At 42.0% G+C, this 18,720-nt stretch carries 20 protein-coding genes; 17 read left to right on the top strand and 3 right to left on the bottom strand.

The genetic code is table 11. From position 1 onward, the window contains the following. Positions 1-74 precede the first annotated feature (74 nt). The 9 genes from ACXACJ_RS15465 (at position 75) to ACXACJ_RS15425 (ending at position 7,679) form a co-directional block, all read left to right on the top strand. The gene (locus ACXACJ_RS15465; RefSeq protein WP_062303377.1) at positions 75-527 is read left to right on the top strand and encodes a YybH family protein; all 453 of its coding nucleotides are present in this window, start codon (positions 75-77) and stop codon (positions 525-527) included. Between the two features lie 66 nt (positions 528-593). Continuing rightward, a complete protein-coding gene (locus ACXACJ_RS15460; protein WP_475135321.1) occupies positions 594-2,903 on the top strand; it encodes a multicopper oxidase domain-containing protein in 2,310 nt (769 codons plus the stop codon). A 28-nt stretch (positions 2,904-2,931) separates the two neighbouring features. After that, on the top strand, positions 2,932-3,318 hold the full coding sequence (locus tag ACXACJ_RS15455; RefSeq protein ID WP_475135320.1) for a DUF302 domain-containing protein: 387 nt from the start codon (positions 2,932-2,934) through the stop codon (positions 3,316-3,318). 50 nt (positions 3,319-3,368) lie between these two features. Further along, on the top strand, positions 3,369-4,664 hold the full coding sequence (locus ACXACJ_RS15450) for an APC family permease (RefSeq protein ID WP_475135319.1): 1,296 nt from the start codon (positions 3,369-3,371) through the stop codon (positions 4,662-4,664). A 170-nt stretch (positions 4,665-4,834) separates the two neighbouring features. Continuing rightward, a complete protein-coding gene (locus ACXACJ_RS15445; protein WP_221405279.1) occupies positions 4,835-5,257 on the top strand; it encodes a c-type cytochrome in 423 nt (140 codons plus the stop codon). A 4-nt stretch (positions 5,258-5,261) separates the two neighbouring features. Continuing rightward, positions 5,262-6,407 (top strand): hypothetical protein, encoded by a 1,146-nt coding sequence (locus ACXACJ_RS15440; protein ID WP_062303384.1) that lies wholly within the window; start codon positions 5,262-5,264, stop codon positions 6,405-6,407. Between the two features lie 10 nt (positions 6,408-6,417). Then, positions 6,418-6,687, top strand: coding sequence for a c-type cytochrome (locus ACXACJ_RS15435; protein WP_089082058.1), 270 nt, complete (start codon positions 6,418-6,420; stop codon positions 6,685-6,687). A 7-nt stretch (positions 6,688-6,694) separates the two neighbouring features. Further along, on the top strand, positions 6,695-7,243 hold the full coding sequence (locus ACXACJ_RS15430) for a c-type cytochrome (RefSeq protein WP_062303385.1): 549 nt from the start codon (positions 6,695-6,697) through the stop codon (positions 7,241-7,243). Between the two features lie 121 nt (positions 7,244-7,364). After that, positions 7,365-7,679, top strand: coding sequence for a hypothetical protein (locus ACXACJ_RS15425; protein ID WP_062303387.1), 315 nt, complete (start codon positions 7,365-7,367; stop codon positions 7,677-7,679). Between the two features lie 31 nt (positions 7,680-7,710). Here ACXACJ_RS15425 and ACXACJ_RS15420 read toward each other — a convergent pair whose 3' ends face one another. Genes ACXACJ_RS15420 through ACXACJ_RS15410 form a run of 3 tightly spaced genes read right to left on the bottom strand, consistent with a single transcriptional unit; the run spans position 7,711 to position 12,222 of the window. Then, positions 7,711-8,379: a hypothetical protein gene (locus ACXACJ_RS15420; RefSeq protein ID WP_475135317.1), complete on the bottom strand. Its 669-nt coding sequence runs from the start codon at positions 8,377-8,379 to the stop codon at positions 7,711-7,713. A 9-nt stretch (positions 8,380-8,388) separates the two neighbouring features. Continuing rightward, positions 8,389-11,559, bottom strand: a complete 3,171-nt coding sequence (locus ACXACJ_RS15415) for an N-6 DNA methylase (RefSeq protein ID WP_475135316.1) — start codon at positions 11,557-11,559, stop codon at positions 8,389-8,391. A 12-nt stretch (positions 11,560-11,571) separates the two neighbouring features. Further along, positions 11,572-12,222, bottom strand: a complete 651-nt coding sequence (locus tag ACXACJ_RS15410; RefSeq protein WP_475135315.1) for an XRE family transcriptional regulator — start codon at positions 12,220-12,222, stop codon at positions 11,572-11,574. Between the two features lie 314 nt (positions 12,223-12,536). Here ACXACJ_RS15410 and ACXACJ_RS15405 point away from each other — a divergent pair, with 314 nt between their 5' ends. The 8 genes from ACXACJ_RS15405 (at position 12,537) to nhaA (ending at position 18,720) form a co-directional block, all read left to right on the top strand. Next, entirely contained in the window at positions 12,537-13,001 is a 465-nt protein-coding gene (locus ACXACJ_RS15405) for a hypothetical protein (RefSeq protein ID WP_062303389.1), read from the top strand. 157 nt (positions 13,002-13,158) lie between these two features. After that, positions 13,159-14,019 carry a helix-turn-helix domain-containing protein gene (locus tag ACXACJ_RS15400; protein WP_475135314.1) on the top strand — a complete coding sequence of 287 codons (861 nt, stop codon included), beginning with the start codon at positions 13,159-13,161 and terminating at the stop codon, positions 14,017-14,019. Between the two features lie 149 nt (positions 14,020-14,168). After that, entirely contained in the window at positions 14,169-14,384 is a 216-nt protein-coding gene (locus tag ACXACJ_RS15395; protein ID WP_062303393.1) for an SHOCT domain-containing protein, read from the top strand. A gap of 23 nt (positions 14,385-14,407) precedes the next feature. Next, complete coding sequence (locus tag ACXACJ_RS15390) at positions 14,408-14,578, top strand: hypothetical protein (RefSeq protein WP_176700074.1); 171 nt, start codon at positions 14,408-14,410, stop codon at positions 14,576-14,578. Positions 14,579-14,660: 82 nt separating this feature from the next. Further along, a complete protein-coding gene (locus ACXACJ_RS15385; RefSeq protein ID WP_062303395.1) occupies positions 14,661-15,494 on the top strand; it encodes a universal stress protein in 834 nt (277 codons plus the stop codon). A 231-nt stretch (positions 15,495-15,725) separates the two neighbouring features. Further along, on the top strand, positions 15,726-16,043 hold the full coding sequence (locus ACXACJ_RS15380) for a DUF5676 family membrane protein (RefSeq protein WP_475135313.1): 318 nt from the start codon (positions 15,726-15,728) through the stop codon (positions 16,041-16,043). 23 nt (positions 16,044-16,066) lie between these two features. After that, positions 16,067-17,395, top strand: coding sequence for an NAD(P)/FAD-dependent oxidoreductase (locus ACXACJ_RS15375; RefSeq protein ID WP_062303398.1), 1,329 nt, complete (start codon positions 16,067-16,069; stop codon positions 17,393-17,395). After that, positions 17,392-18,720, top strand: a complete 1,329-nt coding sequence (gene nhaA / locus ACXACJ_RS15370; protein WP_062303400.1) for a Na+/H+ antiporter NhaA — start codon at positions 17,392-17,394, stop codon at positions 18,718-18,720. The genes ACXACJ_RS15375 and nhaA overlap by 4 nt, the downstream gene beginning before the upstream one ends.

Genomic DNA, 18,720 nt, shown 5'->3' with positions numbered 1-18,720 from the left:
ATAAGAGATCACAACTCCCGTGTAAAATATGGGAGCTCATTATACTTTCTAAAAAATTATTTAAAAATAAACCTATGAAAAAGCTTTACACAATAGTAATTACCTTAGTTCTTTTTGTTTCATCGTTTACTGCCTTTGGCCAAAATGACCAGCAGCAGGTAAAACAGGTATTAAATGCCTATAAAACAGGAGTTGAATCTTTAAAAACAACTGACTTAGCAAACCTTTTTATGGAAAATTCTCAGGTATTTGAATCCGGTGGAGTCGAAGGTACTTTTAATCATTATCTGGATCATCATCTCGGGCCTGAACTCAAGGCTTTTAAGTCCTTTAAATTCAATGATTACAGTGTGGATGTAATTGTAGATGGGGATTATGCTTTTGCTACTGAAGCATACACGTACAGAATTGAGTTGGCAAAAGGAGAAAGGGTGATTGAGAAAAAAGGAGTAGCTACCTCTGTTTTAAAAAAAGTAGATGGCCAATGGAAGATCATGAAAACCCATAGTTCCTCAAGAAATAAATAACATAAGACAATTAATCTTAGCCGCTACAGAATCTCTACGAAATAACACAATAAGGAGAAAATAAGCATGATACATACCTATTGTAAATCCATTGTAATACTCTCTTTTTTACTTTTTAGTTTTTCTGCTTGGGCGCAGATGGATACCTCTACGTATACTATCACTCTCCGGCAGGAACGTGTAAACATAGGAGGAAAAGAAACCACTGGTATGACAGTAAACGGTGGTATTCCAGGCCCTACGCTTCGTTTTAAAGAAGGTGGCTATGCCGTTATCTATGTAAAAAACGAAATGGATGTGGAGACCTCCGTCCACTGGCATGGATTACTATTACCCAATTTTTACGATGGAGTGCCCTATCTCACCACTCCGCCCATCAAACCCGGGGAAACACAGAAATACGAGTTCCCACTTATTCAGTCAGGTACCTATTGGTATCATTCCCATACCATGCTGCAAGAGCAAAGCGGGGTGTACGGCTCCATTATTATAGATCCTAAAGAAGAAACCCTGGAATACAATAAGGAATTAGTAATGGTGCTTTCCGATTGGCCACACCAAAAGCCCATGAACGTATTGCGCAACCTCAAGCGGGGCAATGAGTGGTACAACATTAAAAAAGGAACGGCCACTCCGCTGAACCAGGTAATAGCCCGCGGTGGTTTGGCCGCACAGCTCAATTTTTGGAAGCAGCGTATGGAAAGTGCCGATATAGCCGACATCTATTATCCCGCTTTTCTCAACAATGGGCAGGAAAGTCAGGAATATTCACAGTTCCAACCCGGTGAAAAAGTACGCCTGCGTATTATTAACGGGGCAGCCTCCACACAATTCTGGATGACCTTTGGCGGAGGAAATCCCTTGCTGGTAGCGGCAGATGGGCTTAATGTAGTGCCCGTGGAACGGAATAAAACCTTCATCGCCATTGCCGAAACCTATGATTTTATCATCACCATTCCCGACAGCGGAAAAATAGAATTCCGCGCTACTGCACAGGATGGTTCCGGTTATTCTACGGCCTATATCGGAAAAGGAGATGTACTACCTGCCGCTGAAGTACCCCGACCCGATAAGATCGGGATGATGATGCAAATGGCGCAAATGGATATGCGCATGGGTGCCCCTGCCATGAAATACAGACCCGGCAAAGAAGAACCCTACGAGCTCATGCAAAACTGGGGCATGCAGATGGACGGTGAAATGAAGGGGATGGATCATTCTAAAATGAAACAAGACACCACCCAAAAGATGGAAATGGAAGGCATGGATCACTCCAAAATGGACCATGAAAAGCAGTCTGAACCAGCAATGAAAATGGAGAAGGAAGATGCCTCAATGACCGGTATGGGGATGTTTTCAGAATACAATTACAATTACCTCCAATCCCCCGAACCCACTGATTTTGCAGAAGATAAGCCACGTAAGGAAGTGTTGCTCAACCTCACCGGGAATATGTGGCGCTACATCTGGAGTATGAATGGGGTGCCCCTGTCCGAAGCCGATAAGATCAAGATCGAAAAAGGCGAAGTGGTGCGTATTACCCTGAACAACCTCACCATGATGCACCACCCCATGCACCTGCACGGCCACTTTTTTAGGGTGATCAACGAAAACGGAGATCGCTCTCCGCTCAAACACACCGTAAATGTGCCCCCCATGCAAAAAACCGTCATTGAATTTGATGCCAATGAATCCGGAGACTGGTTTTTTCACTGCCATGTACTCTACCATATGATGGGCGGTATGGCCCGGGTGTATAGCTACGATACCCCCCGTGACCCGCGCATGAAACCCTTTCCACTTTCTAAACTCATCCATGAAACCGATCAGTACTATAGCTGGGGCATGGCCGATGTGGCCTCGCACATGACTGAGCTCAACCTGGTAACCTCGAATACCCGCAATCAATTTAACCTAAATGCCGAACTGGGTTATAATGAAAATATGGAAGCCGAATTTACCTACGAGCGCTACCTCTATGATTACTTCCGGGTATTTGCCGGGGTAAACATGGAAAACGAAATGGAAAACAGCCTGGAGGAGATATCCACCACCGCTATTGCCGGTATCCGCTTTTTCACTCCTTATATGTTTAACCTGGATGTCAGAATGGATAACAAATTAAGGCCTGAGATTAGGATAAGCCGAGAGATCATGATCTTCCCCCGCACTGCCATTTTTGGTAATTATGAATATCAGGCAGATTTTGGCTGGGTGAATGAACTTACCGAAGAAGGAACGGGTGCCCCATTGGATTTTAAGGGAGAAACTACCTGGTCAGCCGGGCTCGAATATTTTCTTTCCAGAAACTTTTCTCTAATGGGAAGCTATGACAACCGCTTTGGGGCGGGAGGAGGCCTCTCTATCAGATTTTAACAAACTGACTTAAATAAATAATATCCACATGAAATATTACTTCGAAAAAACATTGAAAGACACTGGCTTCGAAGAAGCCATTGAAAAAGTAACAGACGCCCTGAAAGTGGAAGGGTTCGGTATCCTTACCGAAATTGACGTAAAGGAAACCCTGAAGAAAAAGCTGGACGAAGATTTTCGTCCCTATAAAATTCTGGGTGCTTGCAATCCTCCCTTTGCGCACAAAGCCCTGCTGGCCGAAGATAAAATTGGTGCGATGCTGCCTTGCAATGTCATTGTACAACAAACTGAAAACGGTGTGGAAATAGCAGCCGTAGACCCGGTAGCCTCCATGCAGGCTGTGGAAAATAAAGATTTAGAGGGAATAGCTAATGAAATACAATCGAAATTGAGAGCAGCGATCGATAGCCTATAGCAAATGCCAAGCGCTAGTAAGCAATGCAGGTTCAAAACAATTAAAGCAATATGGGACAATACAAAAAGAACAGCCTGAGCCTGAGTGGAGCAATAGCCCTGGGTACTGGTGTAATGATAGGCGCAGGTATTTTTGCCCTGCTCGGTCAGGTAGCTGAATTATCAGGCAGTTTATTTCCCCTGGCTTTTTTGGCCGGAGCTATCATTTCCGGCTTCAGTGCTTATTCTTATATCAAAATGTCTAATGCCTACCCTTCAGCCGGAGGCATTGCCAAGTATTTAATAAAAGCCTATGGCAAAGGCACTATTACTGCTTCGGCAGCCCTCTTAATGGCCCTTTCCATGGTCATTAATGAAAGTCTGGTGGCACGGACTTTCGGCACTTATACCCTGCAATTATTTGATGTAGGAGAAAACAGCGTTTTGGTTCCTCTGCTTGGTGTGGGTTTGTTGATCATCGCCTTTCTGATCAATATTTCCGGTAACACTATTATCGGTAAATCTTCCCTGATCATGGCGGTGGTCAAAATTGGTGGTATTGCCATATTTGCTATCGGTGGCCTGTGGGCAGCCGGTTTTTCCTTTGGTGCATCGCTTACGGCCAACCCTGCAAGTGACTATTCCATTACCAGCTATATAGGGGCACTGGCGCTTTCCATACTGGCCTACAAAGGTTTTACCACCATTACCAACAGTGGAGATGAAATTGTAGATCCACACAAGAACGTAGGCCGTGCTATTATCTTTTCGCTCCTTATCTGCACGGTGATTTACCTTTTGGTGGCCTTTGCCGTTTCCTCCAATCTTTCTATCTCAGAAATAATAAAAGCCAAGGATTATTCCCTGGCAGAAGCTTCGCGCCCTGCCTTTGGACAATACGGCCTGTGGTTTACGGTAGGTATCGCCATTATTGCTACCGTATCAGGTATCATCGCCAGTATATTTGCCGTGTCGCGCATGACGGCCATGCTCACCGATATGAATCTCATTCCGCACCGCCATTTCGGAATGCCCGGACGCATACAAAAGCATATGCTGGTTTACACCGTGGTAGTAGCTATCTTACTGACCGTGTTCTTTGACCTTAGTCGCATTGCCTCCATTGGGGCAATTTTTTACCTGGTGATGGACATTACCATCCATTGGGGGGTGCTCACCAAACTGCGCGAAGAACTAAAACCCAAAATAGCCATCGTCATTACAGCTATTGTACTGGATGTAGTAGTACTGGGCGCTTTTTTATGGATAAAGGGCAGCAGCGATATCTTGGTCGTGATTGTTTCAGCCCTATTGATGGGTGTGGTGTTTGCCGGGGAAAAATGGTTTTTGAGCAAAAAGGAGGAGTAAAAAAACTATCTTTTGGCTCATCGCTTAAAAGCCCCGACTTATCCCGGATTGGAATCTTTGTTTTTACCGGAAGCAGAGCGGCCAAAATATCATACATCTAAAACATAATCTTTTCCCCTTTTAAGGCCGCACAAGTCTATTTTTAGATATAGAACAAAACATTTTTTACTATGTCTGACATGAAGATTTTTACCCTGATTTTAGTGTTTTCCGTCCTGTCATTTTTGGCCTTTTCAAGCTCGAATACGCATACTTCAGATCAACAAAAAGGCCCTTGGAAATCCCCAAAAGAAGCGGATGGCCTAAAGAATCCATTTGTTGATAATACCACCGAATTGCTCAAAGGCAAGAAGCTGTATAATCAAATGTGTGCGGTGTGTCATGGAGCTAAGGGAAAAGGTGATGGTGTAGCCGGAGCTGCTTTGAACCCAAAACCAACCAACTTTACTTCAGCCTCCGTTCAGGCGCAAACCGATGGAGCCATTTTTTGGAAAATAACGGAAGGCAGAAGCCCGATGGCTTCCTACAAAACTATTCTCAAAGAAGAGCAAAGATGGCAGTTGGTCAACTATCTGAGAACATTCAAAAAATAGCGATATGAGACAATTTTTACTTGGGTTTCTGGCGGTGTTGAGTGCGCCTTTGCTGGCACAAACAACAGATAGTTCATTCTCACCAAAACCGGGCAATAGCCGCTACATGATCAGAGGCTATGCCGATGCCAACTTTATTGCGGGAGAAGGTGAAATCTCCTTTGGCAATGCCCGGCTTGTCCCACTCTTTATTTATAAGCAATCAGACCGTTTGCTGTTTGAAGGGGAATTGGAATTGGAAATAGAGGATGGGGAAGTAAAGATGGCTTTGGAATATGCCAATTTCTACTACCAGCTTACACCGCGCATGACGGTAAGGATGGGAAAAATTCTCGTTCCCTTTGGTACTTTTTTCGACAGGCTACACCCCTCATGGATCAATAAATTACCGACTGTTCCGCTGGGGTATGGACACGATGGCCTTTTGCCAACCTCAGACCTGGGAATAGAGGTACGGGGTGGTGCTTATCTGGCAGGTATGAGGACGAATTATTCGGTCTACCTTACCAATGGCCCACGTATCAATGATGGTGAAGAGGAGGCTGATGAGATCGGTATGATTGTGCCAGAAGCCGATATAGACAATAATAAAAACAAAGCATTTGGTGGGCGCTTTGGATTGTTTCCATTTGCCGACCAGTCACTTGAGCTTGGATTCTCCGCACAATCAGCCAAACTGGGTGATAAAGGATCTGATTTTGAAGATATCGGAGCATTCCTTTATTCCTTCGATTGGACTTTAGTGAAAACCTTACCTGCACTGGGAGGCCGGATTGATCTTCGGGGTCAGTTGAATTTTGTCAATATAGACAATAGACCTTACGAGGTTTTAGAAGATGGGAGCCTGGAAACCTTTGATTTTGACAACAAATCGAAAACTGCTTTCTACCAACTCGCTTACCGACCCACTTTCGGTAATCAGTTCGTGCAGAACCTTGAGTTGGTAGGGAGATATTCCACCCTTACTACTCCTGAAGAAGCCCCCTGGGAGTCACAAAGTACCCAATGGACACTCGGCCTGAACTATTGGGTGGATTGGAGAACCGCCATTAAAATTGCCTTACAATCAGATGAGGTTGAAGGAGGGCATGACTCTCCGGGGCTGACTAAAACCGATCTCTTTTTTATTCAATGGACTATAGGATTTTAATACTACGATCATGAAAAAGAACCCGATAATATTGACTATAGCATTTATGATTTTCATGGCCATGATGATCATAGGAGGTTGTGCAACTCCCGCCCATATATCCGCTAAGAGTGGTGCCCAACTCTGGGGAGAGGCTTGCGGAAGATGCCACAATACTGCGTCACCTAGCACTTTCAGTGATGTGGACTGGGATATTGCTGTGAAACACATGCAGTTTAGAGCACAGATTACAGAAGACGAGGCCAATAAGATTGTTGAATTTTTGAAATCTGCAAATTGATAAGGCTTTGAAGTGGATTATTAAATATACCACTGGTTTGATACTGGCTTTTGCACTTACCTTTCCGGTTAACGCTCAACAGATTGACGGAGAGGCCATATTCAACGGCTATTGTATGGCTTGCCATACGATAGGAAGTGGTAATTTGGTAGGCCCCGATCTCAAAGGAGTTAACAGCAGATATGAAAAAGATTGGTTATTGAATTTTATCAAATCTTCTCAGACCATGGTCGCTAATGGTGATGAAAGAGCTGTTAAAGTATTCAATCAATTCAGTAACATTCCCATGCCAGATCAGCCGTTGAGTGATGATGAGGTTAAAGCATTGCTGGCATTTATTGAAGTTCGTACAACAGCCCTGGACGAAGAAGAAAAAGTGGCCAGTCAAGTAGCAGAACCAGGCGAGAATACCCCAGATAACCCTGGTTCTGCCCTGGCCACCTCCAAGGATCCATTCCAGCCATTTATGTGGGTGATTTTTGGATTATTTTTCATAATCATCACACTCCTGGTTACCTTTATTATGGCACTACTCCACTTGAAAAAAATAATTTAGTACCTCCAAAGTTTAAAGTACCAAAGGGGTTGAAACTTAAGAACAACATAGATCACCGGTTCGTATAGATACGTATGGATTACATGATCAAGCCATAGTGCGTATTAAAAAATTATCCGAAATGAAAAGTTACGATACCCTTTACGAAGCCTTGAATGACCTGAAAAAAAGAGGTTATACCCTCGATTTTAACCTGAAGCCCCACTGCATTGAGTGCCCCACCTACAAACTGGAATTGCACCCTGAGAATTTTGAGATCAAGGAGACCTATCGCTTTGAGGGTATGAGCAGCCCCGATGACAATTCCATTGTGTATGCCATTCAATCCGGAAAAAGTTTAAAAGGCGTACTCGTGGATGCCTATGGGGTATATGCCGAAGCCCTATCTGATGCCATGATCGCTAAACTGAAGGTGAGCCGCGGGAGTTCTGACTAAAATACCTGATGCCATAGAATTATAAATGATTTTAGTAAGACTTTCGCAGGTCAATCCATAAATGAATTAACCTCATAGCATCTTCATTATACTCCAGTTTCAAAATATGGCTCAAGTACAACGTGATGTTCTTCTTTTGAGTTTCACTCAATTGTTGTTGCTTTATACTGTCAATATTGATATTCACTTCGGATAGGATCTCATAAATATCCATATCCTGAACATACCCCAGCATTGCTGAAGATTCCACGCCATACGCATACCCATGTTCTTTACTCACAAAACGCTTGATACCGTGTGTGACGTAATTTTCATTAAAAACCCAATTGCCATTTGGGAGACCTAGCCTTTTACATTCCAGTACAAATTGCTTGGAGCTTTTCAAAGGATCAGGTTCTAAAGTATCCATAATTGACCACTGAAAATCCGGTCTCTTAAACTCTCTGATTGTGCGTTTTCCTTCTTCAAATTTTGGTTGATTATTGGCTTCATACATAGGGGCACAAGGTTGTCCTCTTTTCTCTTTCTGTAGTATATAATTAGCCTCTATTAAACAAGAGAAGAACGCTCTGTTAAGGTCATCTTCTTTTTCAGGAAAAGGCTTTTTTTCCTGAAAAAGATCAATAGCCAATTCAATGATCTCAAGTATTGAATTTTCAAATTTCTTCCAGAATTCTTTTTTTCTATTGAGCAGAGACATTTTCCTAAATCAATTTTGATGTTCTGTCAAAGCATGAAGAAGGGTAGCCTCCGCATCCGTTTTGGCCTCCGTTTCAGTCCAATTACCCTTCTTGTTGTATTTAATTATGATTATTTCATCGTCTGAAACTTGCCTGAACAATCCCTCGGTATACACATTCTTTGATACCTTATTTCGGAGAAGGGATTCAAATTCATCAATATTCGGATTGTCGTTATAATTTAGGTTGTTTTCCTCTTTGCCGGATCTAAGCATAAAAACAACTCCGAGCATTGATTTGTCGGCAGATATAAGCATTCTTGAATCAAAATATTCATGTGGTTCAAGTGATAAAGACCAATTACTACCAAAACTCTCTATGTAACCCTCCAATTCCGATTCTTCTTTGATCGGTTCATTCGCTAAACTTTTGGTGCCTCTGTAATAGTAGTCGATATCGTAGTTGCACCGGTTTCTTATCAGCGTTCTCTCAAATGGTGTCAACCGGTACAGGTCAAATACCTTATTATCCAGTTCTTCTTCTAAAGACCTGAGTTTTCTTTCATCTTTAAGGGTGAAGAACTGATCGTTATTCTGTTGCTCTTCCTGAAGGCTTTTAACAATTTTACCGATCTGGGCTGCTTCACTTTTGCTGGGGTTGGCGATTGGGAAATCCAGTACCTCATTCAAATGAATTTCCTCTCTCCAGGTACCCCAGGTACTGGCAGTCATGAACATATAATACCTAAACAAAGAAGACCACATGATACCAGTTGTAGTTGTGTAATCAATGGTCGATTCACTGTTTAGCTTAATACATATAATGGAGTGTCTAAAGGCAAACCGGTCAGATTCAACCCGAGCTATAACTTGTCCTTTTGGATTGATATTCTTTTGGGCAATACCTCTTTTTATGAGAATTCTTAACCCGTTGTACAAACCTTGTTTCCCTCTGGCTTCAATAAGCTTAGGAATTGGTTTCAGTTTCTTAGAATCATCAATTTTCGTTAAATCAAAACTCTCAAACTTCTGATTGAAATATTTAACTGGCATTTCTAAATATTCCGAAAGCCAATCATTAGGCTTTGATTTATTAGCTTCTTTATAACCTTGAGCACAATTCTCAAGATCACAGTATTCCTTTAAGAGTTTAAATCTCCTTATTGAACTGATCAGCTTAAAATCATGCTCATTGCCCCAATAGAAAATTTTCCAGATGTCATTGACTTTGGTATGTTCGTACTTGATTTTCTTGAAGTCATTTTTGTCGATGAGGACAACTTTGTTTTTCTCAATTATACCTGATTTTTTAAGCGATAAATAATCAATGAATCCTCCGCGTGGTGCGTTCTTTTCTAAGCGTATAAGCACAAATGGCGAAATAGCACCTGAAAAAAACACCCGCCTCACATGTGAGAAGTTGACTACGCTCTTAATTGTGGATTGGCTTAGTAGCTGTTGCTTATAATTATTACTTATGCGTGAAAATTTTAACAATACGCCACTCGAAACCAATAAGGAGCTTAGACCACCTGGCTTTAGGAAATCAATCGCTCTAAACAAAAAAGCATGAGAAGGTTCTTTATCTGGAAACTCTATACCCTGTGCACTGCACCATTCCTCTATACTTTTCAAAGCCTCTCTGCCCTGTAAATCACCAGTGCCAGGGCTACCCCAGGGAGGATTCCCGACAACTAAGTCAAAAGAGTTTCTTTGAAAAACTAATGCTGTTCTATTCTCATTGAAGGAGTTACTTTCCAATAATATATTAAAATGATTGTCTTTATTTTGTCCATGCCAAATCAGATAGGGTAGTTTTCCTCCCTTTTTAACATAGGAAAGAATACTGGGAGGATTCAGGTAGTGCAGTAGAGATAGGTATAAACTAAAGGCTGCAATTTTAACCGCTTCGGAATTAATCTCAATGCCCGCAATTTGGGTTCTTAGAATATGCAGTAGATCTTCCAGAGCTAGCACTTTTTTATTTTTCACAAACAGTTCGTATCGAACCATTCTCCTGAAGGATTCCACAAGAAAAATCCCCGATCCACACGCTGGGTCTAAAACTCTAGGTCTTTTTTTCAAGACATTTAACGTTAGGGTCTGTGCTAAAACAAACTCTACCAGCGAAGATGGGGTGTAATGAGTACCTTTTCCATCTTTGAGCTTTTGAGTTTTAGAATCAATAAGGTTTTCAGAATGATAAAACTCCTCATAAATACTACTTATCAAATCTATTGGGATCACATCAAATCGATATGCCCATAAATAGAGTGGGCGTTGAGAATCGTTACCCTCACCAATAAGAAAGTTTTGTAAAAGATCTAAATGTGTTTGATTTACGATTTGCTCCTCTGTTTCATCCGTATTAAAGGTATCCCCGTTAAAATCTTCGGCAACCTTTTTAAACAAACTGAATGTAAGTTCTTTATCAGCCAGTATACGAGGAAAGACCAGGTTCATCATATCACTCCTATAAAAAATAGCCTGTATAGGGGTTTCAATAATGTTCAGCCACTTTTTATTGTCTTTAGCTACCTTTAAAAAATACTCTTTGGTCAATACTCCACGGTCTTCCAAATAGCGAATAAAGATTGACCTTCCTATAAGGGCATGCGCATACTTCAGGTTTTCACCATTTAAACCATGATCAAACAGTCTCGATCTGGCTTGTTTCAGATCATTTATAAGTGAGAGGTCTGCTCTTTTATTTACAGAATCAAAATGTGCATCGCCAAAAACAGCACCTGATTCAATACTTTCTCTTCTATAGCGTTTAAGCTCTCTTAAAATTTGTTTCGCTTCATTAATAGTCTTGCTTAGGGGAGTTAAGTCTTCATTGGATCTGGCGGGATTTGAGGCCAGGTCATATACAGTAATGGCAGAATCATTCTGAACAAAAACCAACCGTGGACGAGCCAGTGACCAAACCTCATTGTAAACACTAAATATCTTGTCCTGCTCTATAGTATTGGCATCAACAAAAACTATTATTGGGTTGTCCTGAACAAAGAAAATTTTATCGATATGAAACTGATTGCGACTATTGATCAAAAAACAGGTATCCAGCCACTGTCCTTTAGAAATATAGTTTTCAACCCCAATGGAACTTCTATTAATATCTACATCAAACAGATCACCGGATTGATAATCAAGCTTTTCATAGACTTCATCTAAAAGGGGAACACTATTTTTTGACATCTTATTCATTGGCTATCGGACCGTTCTAGGTGCAAGGTTTTTTGAGATCACACCCTTTAATTCCCAAATTGATTTAAGATTGGTATTTTCTACTTGATAGGGCTCATAAAGGTGATTGTCTGATTTGAGCAGAATAGCGTTTTTAGATTGGGATTTCATAATCCGCTTAACAACTTGACCATCGTCAGTAATGATCAAATAAGGTTCGCCCCATTTTATATTCTTGTTAGTAAAGTCTAATTGCTTTACCAGAATATAATCTCCATTACAGAAAGTCGGGTACATACTATCGCCTTCCAGATTTATAAGAAACAGATCTCGTTCATAAAAAATTGGGAGGGAAAAAGGAATAGTAGTGTCTGTGGAATGTTCTGAAGAAAAGCCATTAAATAGTCCGGCTTGTGCAGCAACAGGAACAAAGGTGACATTATCAGTAGGCTTTGCTTTTCCATTGGAGACCTGGCCCGAGCCAAAATGGAGGATCTCTTCGGGAGTTAAATTAAAAATTTCAGAAAGTTTATAAAGTCGCTCTACTGTCAACTGAATTTTACCTCTTTCCAGTTTACTGTAAGTAGCTACTTCAACACCAAGTGCACCAGCAATAAACTGTTGCCCGAGGCCTAGAGAGGTACGAATGGCTTTGAGATCTGGACTTTGCGACATACGATCAAATCTGTGTGTCCAATTTTACGAAATATTTTCCTAATAGGAAAATATACTTTCTGATTAGGTAAATATTTTTCCGAATTAGCTACTTTTAGGATGAGTACCCATGAATCTATTTAGGGCAAAACAATATAGCCGTCAGACAGGTAAGTAGACTGAGCAGAGCATGAAATTAAAGAAGAGAAATTCTTTACCTGCAAAGTGGTTCAGGCAGTTCTGACTAAACCACTTTGCCTATTCCATGATATAGATCATAATATTTCAGACAAAGGTTTCTTACCTTTGTTTCATAGCGTATTTAGCTAAAGAGTATGATGAGAAAATTAAACCAGCATAAATCCACAATTGTAGGTCTGTTCCTTACGGGCTTCATTAGTGTGTTTGTCTGCGATTTTCTTTGTGATATAGGACTAATTTTTCCTAAACATTATAACGTGAGTGAGGTGGCTCTTTCCGACCACCATGCAAATCGCGAAAGCCAGCAAGAAGATTCTGGTCATGACCACGATCACGGCACCCAATCACACGAGCATAAGGACACCGATAAAGATGACTGCTGTGATGATATGGTAAACAGCATTTACGCTTCACTGATAAAACGAAGCGCTGAAAAAGCCATATCCTTTTCTGTAGCTTTTTTATTCGTCCAACACCCGGTTTTTGAACTGCGCCCCCTTTATTTTTACAAAAGGTTTATTTCTTTCCAGGCCACAGACCTTCCACCGCCCCTTGGCGGATTTGGTATACGTGTGCGGATACAGTCCTTCCTTAATTAGCCCTCATCTGTCAGAGGTAGCCTTGCTATGCCCTTAGATCAGGCATGGCTCTTCCGGCTTTACCTCTATTTTGCTTTGTACATCCATCCTCTGTTCTTTTCTACCAGAGACTTGTATAAAGACCGTTTTTCTATAGTTCACCAATAAAAAAAGACAGATGAAAACGATAAATCTAAATATTAAGAATATGGTATGCCCAAGATGTATTCTGGTCATACAGAATGAACTTCAAGAACTTGGAGCCACCGTTTCAATGATTCAGCTCGGACATGCTACCATACAAATTCCCGCCACCTTAACGAGAGATACCATTGCATCCAGATTAAAGACGTACGGATTTGAATTACTCGAAGACAAAGAGAAGATTCTGTTGGAGCAGATTAAGCTCGGAATCCAACACTATATAGAACTACTGAAAAGTTCTAATAAAGAAGTAATGTTGTCTGATTTTCTGGCACATGAAATTGGTAAAAATTACAACTCTCTCAGCAAACTTTTTTCAAAGGCTGAGGGACTTACTATAGAGACCTACTATATAAATAAACGCATAGACAGGGTAAAGGAACTGGTGCAATATGATGAACTGAACCTGAGTGAAATTGGCGAAAAACTTGGATACAGTTCGGTACATTATCTGTCCAGCCAATTCAAGCGGGTTACCGGCCTTTCAGTATCTGATTATAAAGAAGTGATAAAAGATGAGAACCGCTACTACCGGAACTTAACCGAAGCGCTGGATGACCTTAGGGAAAAAGGCTATACCTACAACTTCAATAGGAAGGAAGATTGTCTTGAATGTAAGGACCTGTGCACCAGTTTTCAAATTGAAGATTTAAACGTTTCAGAATTCTATCGTTTTGCAGAAAACGAAGACCCAACAGGCAAGTCTGTTATTTATGGTATAGAAACAAAAGATGGCCTTAAAGGACTGCTCATTGACAATAGCAATCTCCAGAACAAGGCATTGTTTAAAAAGCTTTCTAACAAGTTGAAAGAAGCGTCTAATGCTAAGAAATAAGGGTTGATATAAACAAAATATCATACATCAAAGACAAAATTTCAAAAATAAAAGACCCGGTATCGGTTTAAATTTGAGTAGTAATATAAATCGTTGACAGGATATTATGGAGGAGCCCATTTTCACCTGTCATATTAAATCATAAAATCATGCATTTATACGAAGGACATTTTTGGGGCATGCACTTTATCTGGTGGATCATCTGGCTCGTTTTTCTCTTTTGGATCTTCCTTACCCCTTGGGACGTACCTGGCCAGAAAACCAGAAAAGAATCCCCTTTGGAAATTCTTAAAAAGAGACTGGCCTCAGGGGAGATCGATCCTCAGGAATTTGAAGAAAGGAAAAAGTTGCTGGAAAGAAAATAAACAAGCCTTTAAATTACTTTGATGTGAACACTTCAGGAAGCGCTTTGGCTGGTTTTGCAGTTGCCCAAGATAGTGTATTGGCCGATTGGATCAGCCGCGAAATTACCCAAAGCCCGGACCTCATGTTGATGACCGTACATCACTTTATGCCGGTGATCAAGGAACAGGGCCACTTAGGCGATGTCTTTTGCTAACATGCCTTGACGCAACCCGCCACCATGTGCAAAAAAATGAAAGAAGGAGAAAACGGGTGCCATTAAAAACTAGAAAGTAAGCATGAAAAATATATTAGTCCCTACCGATTTTTCAGATACTGCCAACCGGGCTTCCGAAATAGCCATTTCCATTGCGGAAAAGGCACATGCGGAAATTCACTTTCTGCATTTACAGGTAACTCCTCTGGAATGGGTAAAATTGGACAAGCAAAAGGAGAAACGTTACCCCCACATCCTGAAACAAATCGGGCATGCCCGGGGAGAATTACACAAATGGGTGAAAAAGGCTGAAGAAAGAGGTCTTGTCGCTAAAGACTTTCTGGTGTTTGACGTATCTCGGGATGAAATACTCAAGCACATCCCCCACCATCACCACGACTTTGTGATAATGGGTTCAAACGGAGCCTCCGGAGTCAAAGAACTGTTGATAGGATCTAATGCCCAAAAGATTTTACGACATACCACAGTGCCCGTGATCATTGTAAAAGAACGGTCTGCGTGGCCCATGCAGAACATAGTTTTTGCCTCCAGTTTTGAAGAAGATGTACAAGCTGCTTTTCATACTGTGGTAAAGTTTGCTGATCTCAGTGAAGCCAATATTCATTTGCTTAACGTGAATGTACCCACCGCTTTTGAGGAGACTGAAAAAAGCATTGAAAAAATGAAGGCTTTTCACAAATCTTGTCCCCGTAAGGGCACATGTACACTTAATATTTACAATGCTCTTAATGAAGAAAGCGGGATACTCAGTTTTGCAAAGTCTGTAAATGCCGATTTGATTGCAATGATCACGCATGGTAGAACCGGCTTTTTAAATCTGGCAGGGAAAAGTATTGCTGAGAGTGTGGCAAACCATTCCGAAACATCTTTACTGAGCTTAAACCTCAAGGAGTAGGTAAAATAAAATGGGCAGAGCTTTTTTAATCGTTAAACTATAGGACTATGAAAAATCACATGTTATGGATGCTGGTAGGATGCTTGAGCATTTTCCTGCTCCTCTTCCTCTTACCTGTTTTCGGCTTCAACGACAGTAATTCCCTCTTTATTTTCCTGGTTGTTTTCTTCCTCGGCCACCTCTTTATGATGGGCAGGCACGGAAGCCATTCGGAACATAACGACCATAGACTTGAACGAGACAATCAATCCCAAAACAAAAAAGATCATGCAACACATCAGCATTAAAAAATTTGCCTTCGCCTGGGGCGTGGCGAGCCTTGTGTTATATCTGGGCTGTATTATCCTTATGAGTACCGTAGGTCATGAAGGTACTGTGTTGTTTTTCAACAGCCTCCTCCACGGCCTGGACACCAGCACCATCATCCGCATGGACGTACCCCTGAGCGAAGCCCTTATCGGCTTGGTTGAAACATTCATTTTAGGCTGGCTCTTTGGGGCATTGATCGCCTCCGTTTACAATTTTTCCTTTAATAAGAAATACAATTAAACTACTGTGATATTCTGCTGCCAATGATTGATCACTGCGATATAGGGGAAAAAGTTTGTCTTCCTTCGGCAGATGCCCCCCGCATAGTGATTATCGGAGGTGGTTTTGCAGGGCTTGCCCTGGCAAAAGCTTTAAAAAAGACAAAAGCGCAGGTGGTATTGGTAGACAGGCATAATTTCCATCAATTTCAACCCCTCTTGTATCAGGTGGCCACCAGTGGGTTGGAGCCGGATAGCATCGTTTTTCCCTTTCGCAAACAAATCAGTGACAACAGAAACACTATATTCCGCTATGCCACGGTAGAGCAAATAAACGCAGATCAAAACCGGGTATTAACGGATAAAGGGGTAATTGACTATGACTACCTGGTGATAGCAACCGGCACAAAAACCAATTTCTTCGGTCTGTCTGATATCGAAAATGGGGGGCTGGGGATGAAGAGTATCCAGGATGCTTTAAACATTCGGCACATGATGATCCAGAACCTGGAACAGGCCGCGATCACCTGCGATGAACATGAAAAAGACCTTCTGACCAATTTTATCATTGTGGGAGGCGGCCCTGCCGGGGTGGAAATGGCAGGAGCTTTGGCAGAATTCAAAAAATACGTACTGCCTGGAGATTATCCTGAATATTCCTCTGAAATAATGGATATCTATTTATTGGAAGCCGGTGATCAACTACTGGCCTCCATGTCGGATAAAGCTTCCGAAAAAGCACTGGAATACCTGACACAGCTTGGTGTGAATGTGATACTGAACGAAGCCGTAGCGCACTATGATGGCTCAATGGTCTCTACAAACTCCGGAAACAAACTATATGCAAAAAACCTGATCTGGACAGCCGGTGTTACGGGCAGTTTTCCCAAAGGAATAGATAAAGAAAGCGTGGTTCGTGGCAACAGGCTCCGGGTAGATCATACCCTGCGGGTGAAAGGCTACCCCAATATTTTTGCCATTGGAGACATTGCTGCGATGATCACTGAAAAAACTCCCAAAGGGTATCCGCAAGTGGCTCAGGTAGCTATGCAGCAAGGCAAATACCTGGGTAAAGTAATCCGCAATAAAATAGCCGGCAAAGAGCCCACTCAACCATTTGAATACCGGGATAAAGGCTCACTGGCCACCATTGGCAAACGAAGGGCCGTAGCCGACCTGGGCAAGTTCAGGTTTGGTGGATATATAGCCTGGATGCTATGGTCTGTAGTTCACCTGTTTTCCATTAGTGGTTTCCGAAACAAGTTGATGGTAGCCCTGAACTGGGTTTGGAATTATTTCACCTATGACAAAGGCAACCGGTTGATTATACGGGATTATAAGAAGAAGGCCATGGAAAATGAGGGTTCCAAATGATAGGCAAACTCAATACTACCCTGAACAACCTCTTTAAAAATCAATCTGCTTCCGGCATTGCGATTTTTTTGGCAGTTCTGGCCGCCATGATCTGGGCCAACTCTCTCTTTCAGGGAGCATATCAGGATTTCATTCATACCGAAATATCCATAGGCGTTGGTCAGTTCTCCCTATCCGAGTCTTTACTGATCTGGGTAAATGATGGCTTAATGGCCATCTTCTTTCTACAGGTAGGCCTGGAGTTGAAAAGAGAAATCATAGGCGGAAAACTATCTTCTTTCAGAAAAGCCATTTTACCTATCGGAGCCGCTGTTGGTGGCATGGTCGTTCCGGCTCTGATCTACCTCGTTTTCAATTTAAATGCTCCCACAGAACAAGGCTGGGGTATCCCCATGGCCACAGATATTGCCTTTGCCATCGGAGTACTTTCTTTATTGGGAGATCGCGTACCGGCAGGACTTAAAGTGTTTTTAGTGGCACTCGCCATAGTGGATGATCTGGGTGCAGTACTCATCATTGCTGTTTTCTATACTTCCGGTATTTCGTATGTGGATCTACTTCACGGTTTACTGTTCGTTCTGGTATTGGCAGGTGCTAATTATATTGGAATTCGAAAAGCATGGTTTTATGCCCTTATCGGGGTCGGAGGGGTTTGGCTCGCATTTTTCTTCTCAGGAGTACACCCTACCATCGCAGGTATTCTCACCGCTTTTGCCATTCCGGGTCGTGTAAAAATCAAGGAAGAAGACTATCTGAAAAACCTTCAATATCTTCATTTGCAGTTCATAGAGACGAAAGCGATCAGCGGCAGCTTTATTTCAGAAGAACAACTCGGTATTCTGGAAGAGATCAAACAAAAATCCGATGATGCCGAAACACCCCTGCAAAAAATAGAACATCATCTGGCGCCCATTGTGGGCTTTTTTATTCTGCCGCTATTTGCCCTGGTCAATACCGGAATTCACATTCACGGCAATATGTTGGAAATTTTGAGTCATCCGGTAAGCATGGGGATCACTTTTGGCCTTTTGGTGGGGAAATTCACCGGTATTTTGGGAGTCAGCTGGCTTTTAGTCAAGCTTAAGCTGGCAGAGTTGCAGCAAGGCATTTCCTGGAGGCATCTTTCCGGAGTAGCCGTTATAGCCGGTATCGGTTTTACCATGTCGCTGTTCATCACGGAACTCGCCTTTCAAAAAGAGGAGTATAGGTTCATTGCCAAGCTGGCCATTTTGTTTGCTTCAGTACTTGCCGGGCTCATTGGGGTAATTATTCTCCGTCAATCCGGGCAGACAAATCCGGTTAATAGCAGCTTGGGCACTAATTAA

The sequence above is a fragment of the Roseivirga sp. AWQ4_251 genome (assembly GCF_056158225.1).
Note: the sequence above shows the minus strand (reverse complement) of the source record. Positions and strands in the feature narration are given on the sequence as shown.

Excerpts from the sequence above, each read along its gene's own strand:
- ACXACJ_RS15465 (WP_062303377.1), top strand. The coding sequence starts at position 75 with ATGAAAAAGCTTTACACAATAGTAATTACCTTAGTTCTTTTTGTTTCA.
- ACXACJ_RS15460 (WP_475135321.1), top strand. The coding sequence starts at position 594 with ATGATACATACCTATTGTAAATCCATTGTAATACTCTCTTTTTTACTT.
- ACXACJ_RS15455 (WP_475135320.1), top strand. The coding sequence starts at position 2,932 with ATGAAATATTACTTCGAAAAAACATTGAAAGACACTGGCTTCGAAGAA.
- ACXACJ_RS15450 (WP_475135319.1), top strand. The coding sequence starts at position 3,369 with ATGGGACAATACAAAAAGAACAGCCTGAGCCTGAGTGGAGCAATAGCC.
- ACXACJ_RS15445 (WP_221405279.1), top strand. The coding sequence starts at position 4,835 with ATGTCTGACATGAAGATTTTTACCCTGATTTTAGTGTTTTCCGTCCTG.
- ACXACJ_RS15440 (WP_062303384.1), top strand. The coding sequence starts at position 5,262 with ATGAGACAATTTTTACTTGGGTTTCTGGCGGTGTTGAGTGCGCCTTTG.
- ACXACJ_RS15435 (WP_089082058.1), top strand. The coding sequence starts at position 6,418 with ATGAAAAAGAACCCGATAATATTGACTATAGCATTTATGATTTTCATG.
- ACXACJ_RS15425 (WP_062303387.1), top strand. The coding sequence starts at position 7,365 with ATGAAAAGTTACGATACCCTTTACGAAGCCTTGAATGACCTGAAAAAA.
- ACXACJ_RS15420 (WP_475135317.1), bottom strand. The coding sequence starts at position 8,379 with ATGTCTCTGCTCAATAGAAAAAAAGAATTCTGGAAGAAATTTGAAAAT.
- ACXACJ_RS15415 (WP_475135316.1), bottom strand. The coding sequence starts at position 11,559 with ATGTCAAAAAATAGTGTTCCCCTTTTAGATGAAGTCTATGAAAAGCTT.
- ACXACJ_RS15410 (WP_475135315.1), bottom strand. The coding sequence starts at position 12,222 with ATGTCGCAAAGTCCAGATCTCAAAGCCATTCGTACCTCTCTAGGCCTC.
- ACXACJ_RS15405 (WP_062303389.1), top strand. The coding sequence starts at position 12,537 with ATGATGAGAAAATTAAACCAGCATAAATCCACAATTGTAGGTCTGTTC.
- ACXACJ_RS15400 (WP_475135314.1), top strand. The coding sequence starts at position 13,159 with ATGAAAACGATAAATCTAAATATTAAGAATATGGTATGCCCAAGATGT.
- ACXACJ_RS15395 (WP_062303393.1), top strand. The coding sequence starts at position 14,169 with ATGCATTTATACGAAGGACATTTTTGGGGCATGCACTTTATCTGGTGG.
- ACXACJ_RS15385 (WP_062303395.1), top strand. The coding sequence starts at position 14,661 with ATGAAAAATATATTAGTCCCTACCGATTTTTCAGATACTGCCAACCGG.
- ACXACJ_RS15375 (WP_062303398.1), top strand. The coding sequence starts at position 16,067 with ATGATTGATCACTGCGATATAGGGGAAAAAGTTTGTCTTCCTTCGGCA.
- nhaA (WP_062303400.1), top strand. The coding sequence starts at position 17,392 with ATGATAGGCAAACTCAATACTACCCTGAACAACCTCTTTAAAAATCAA.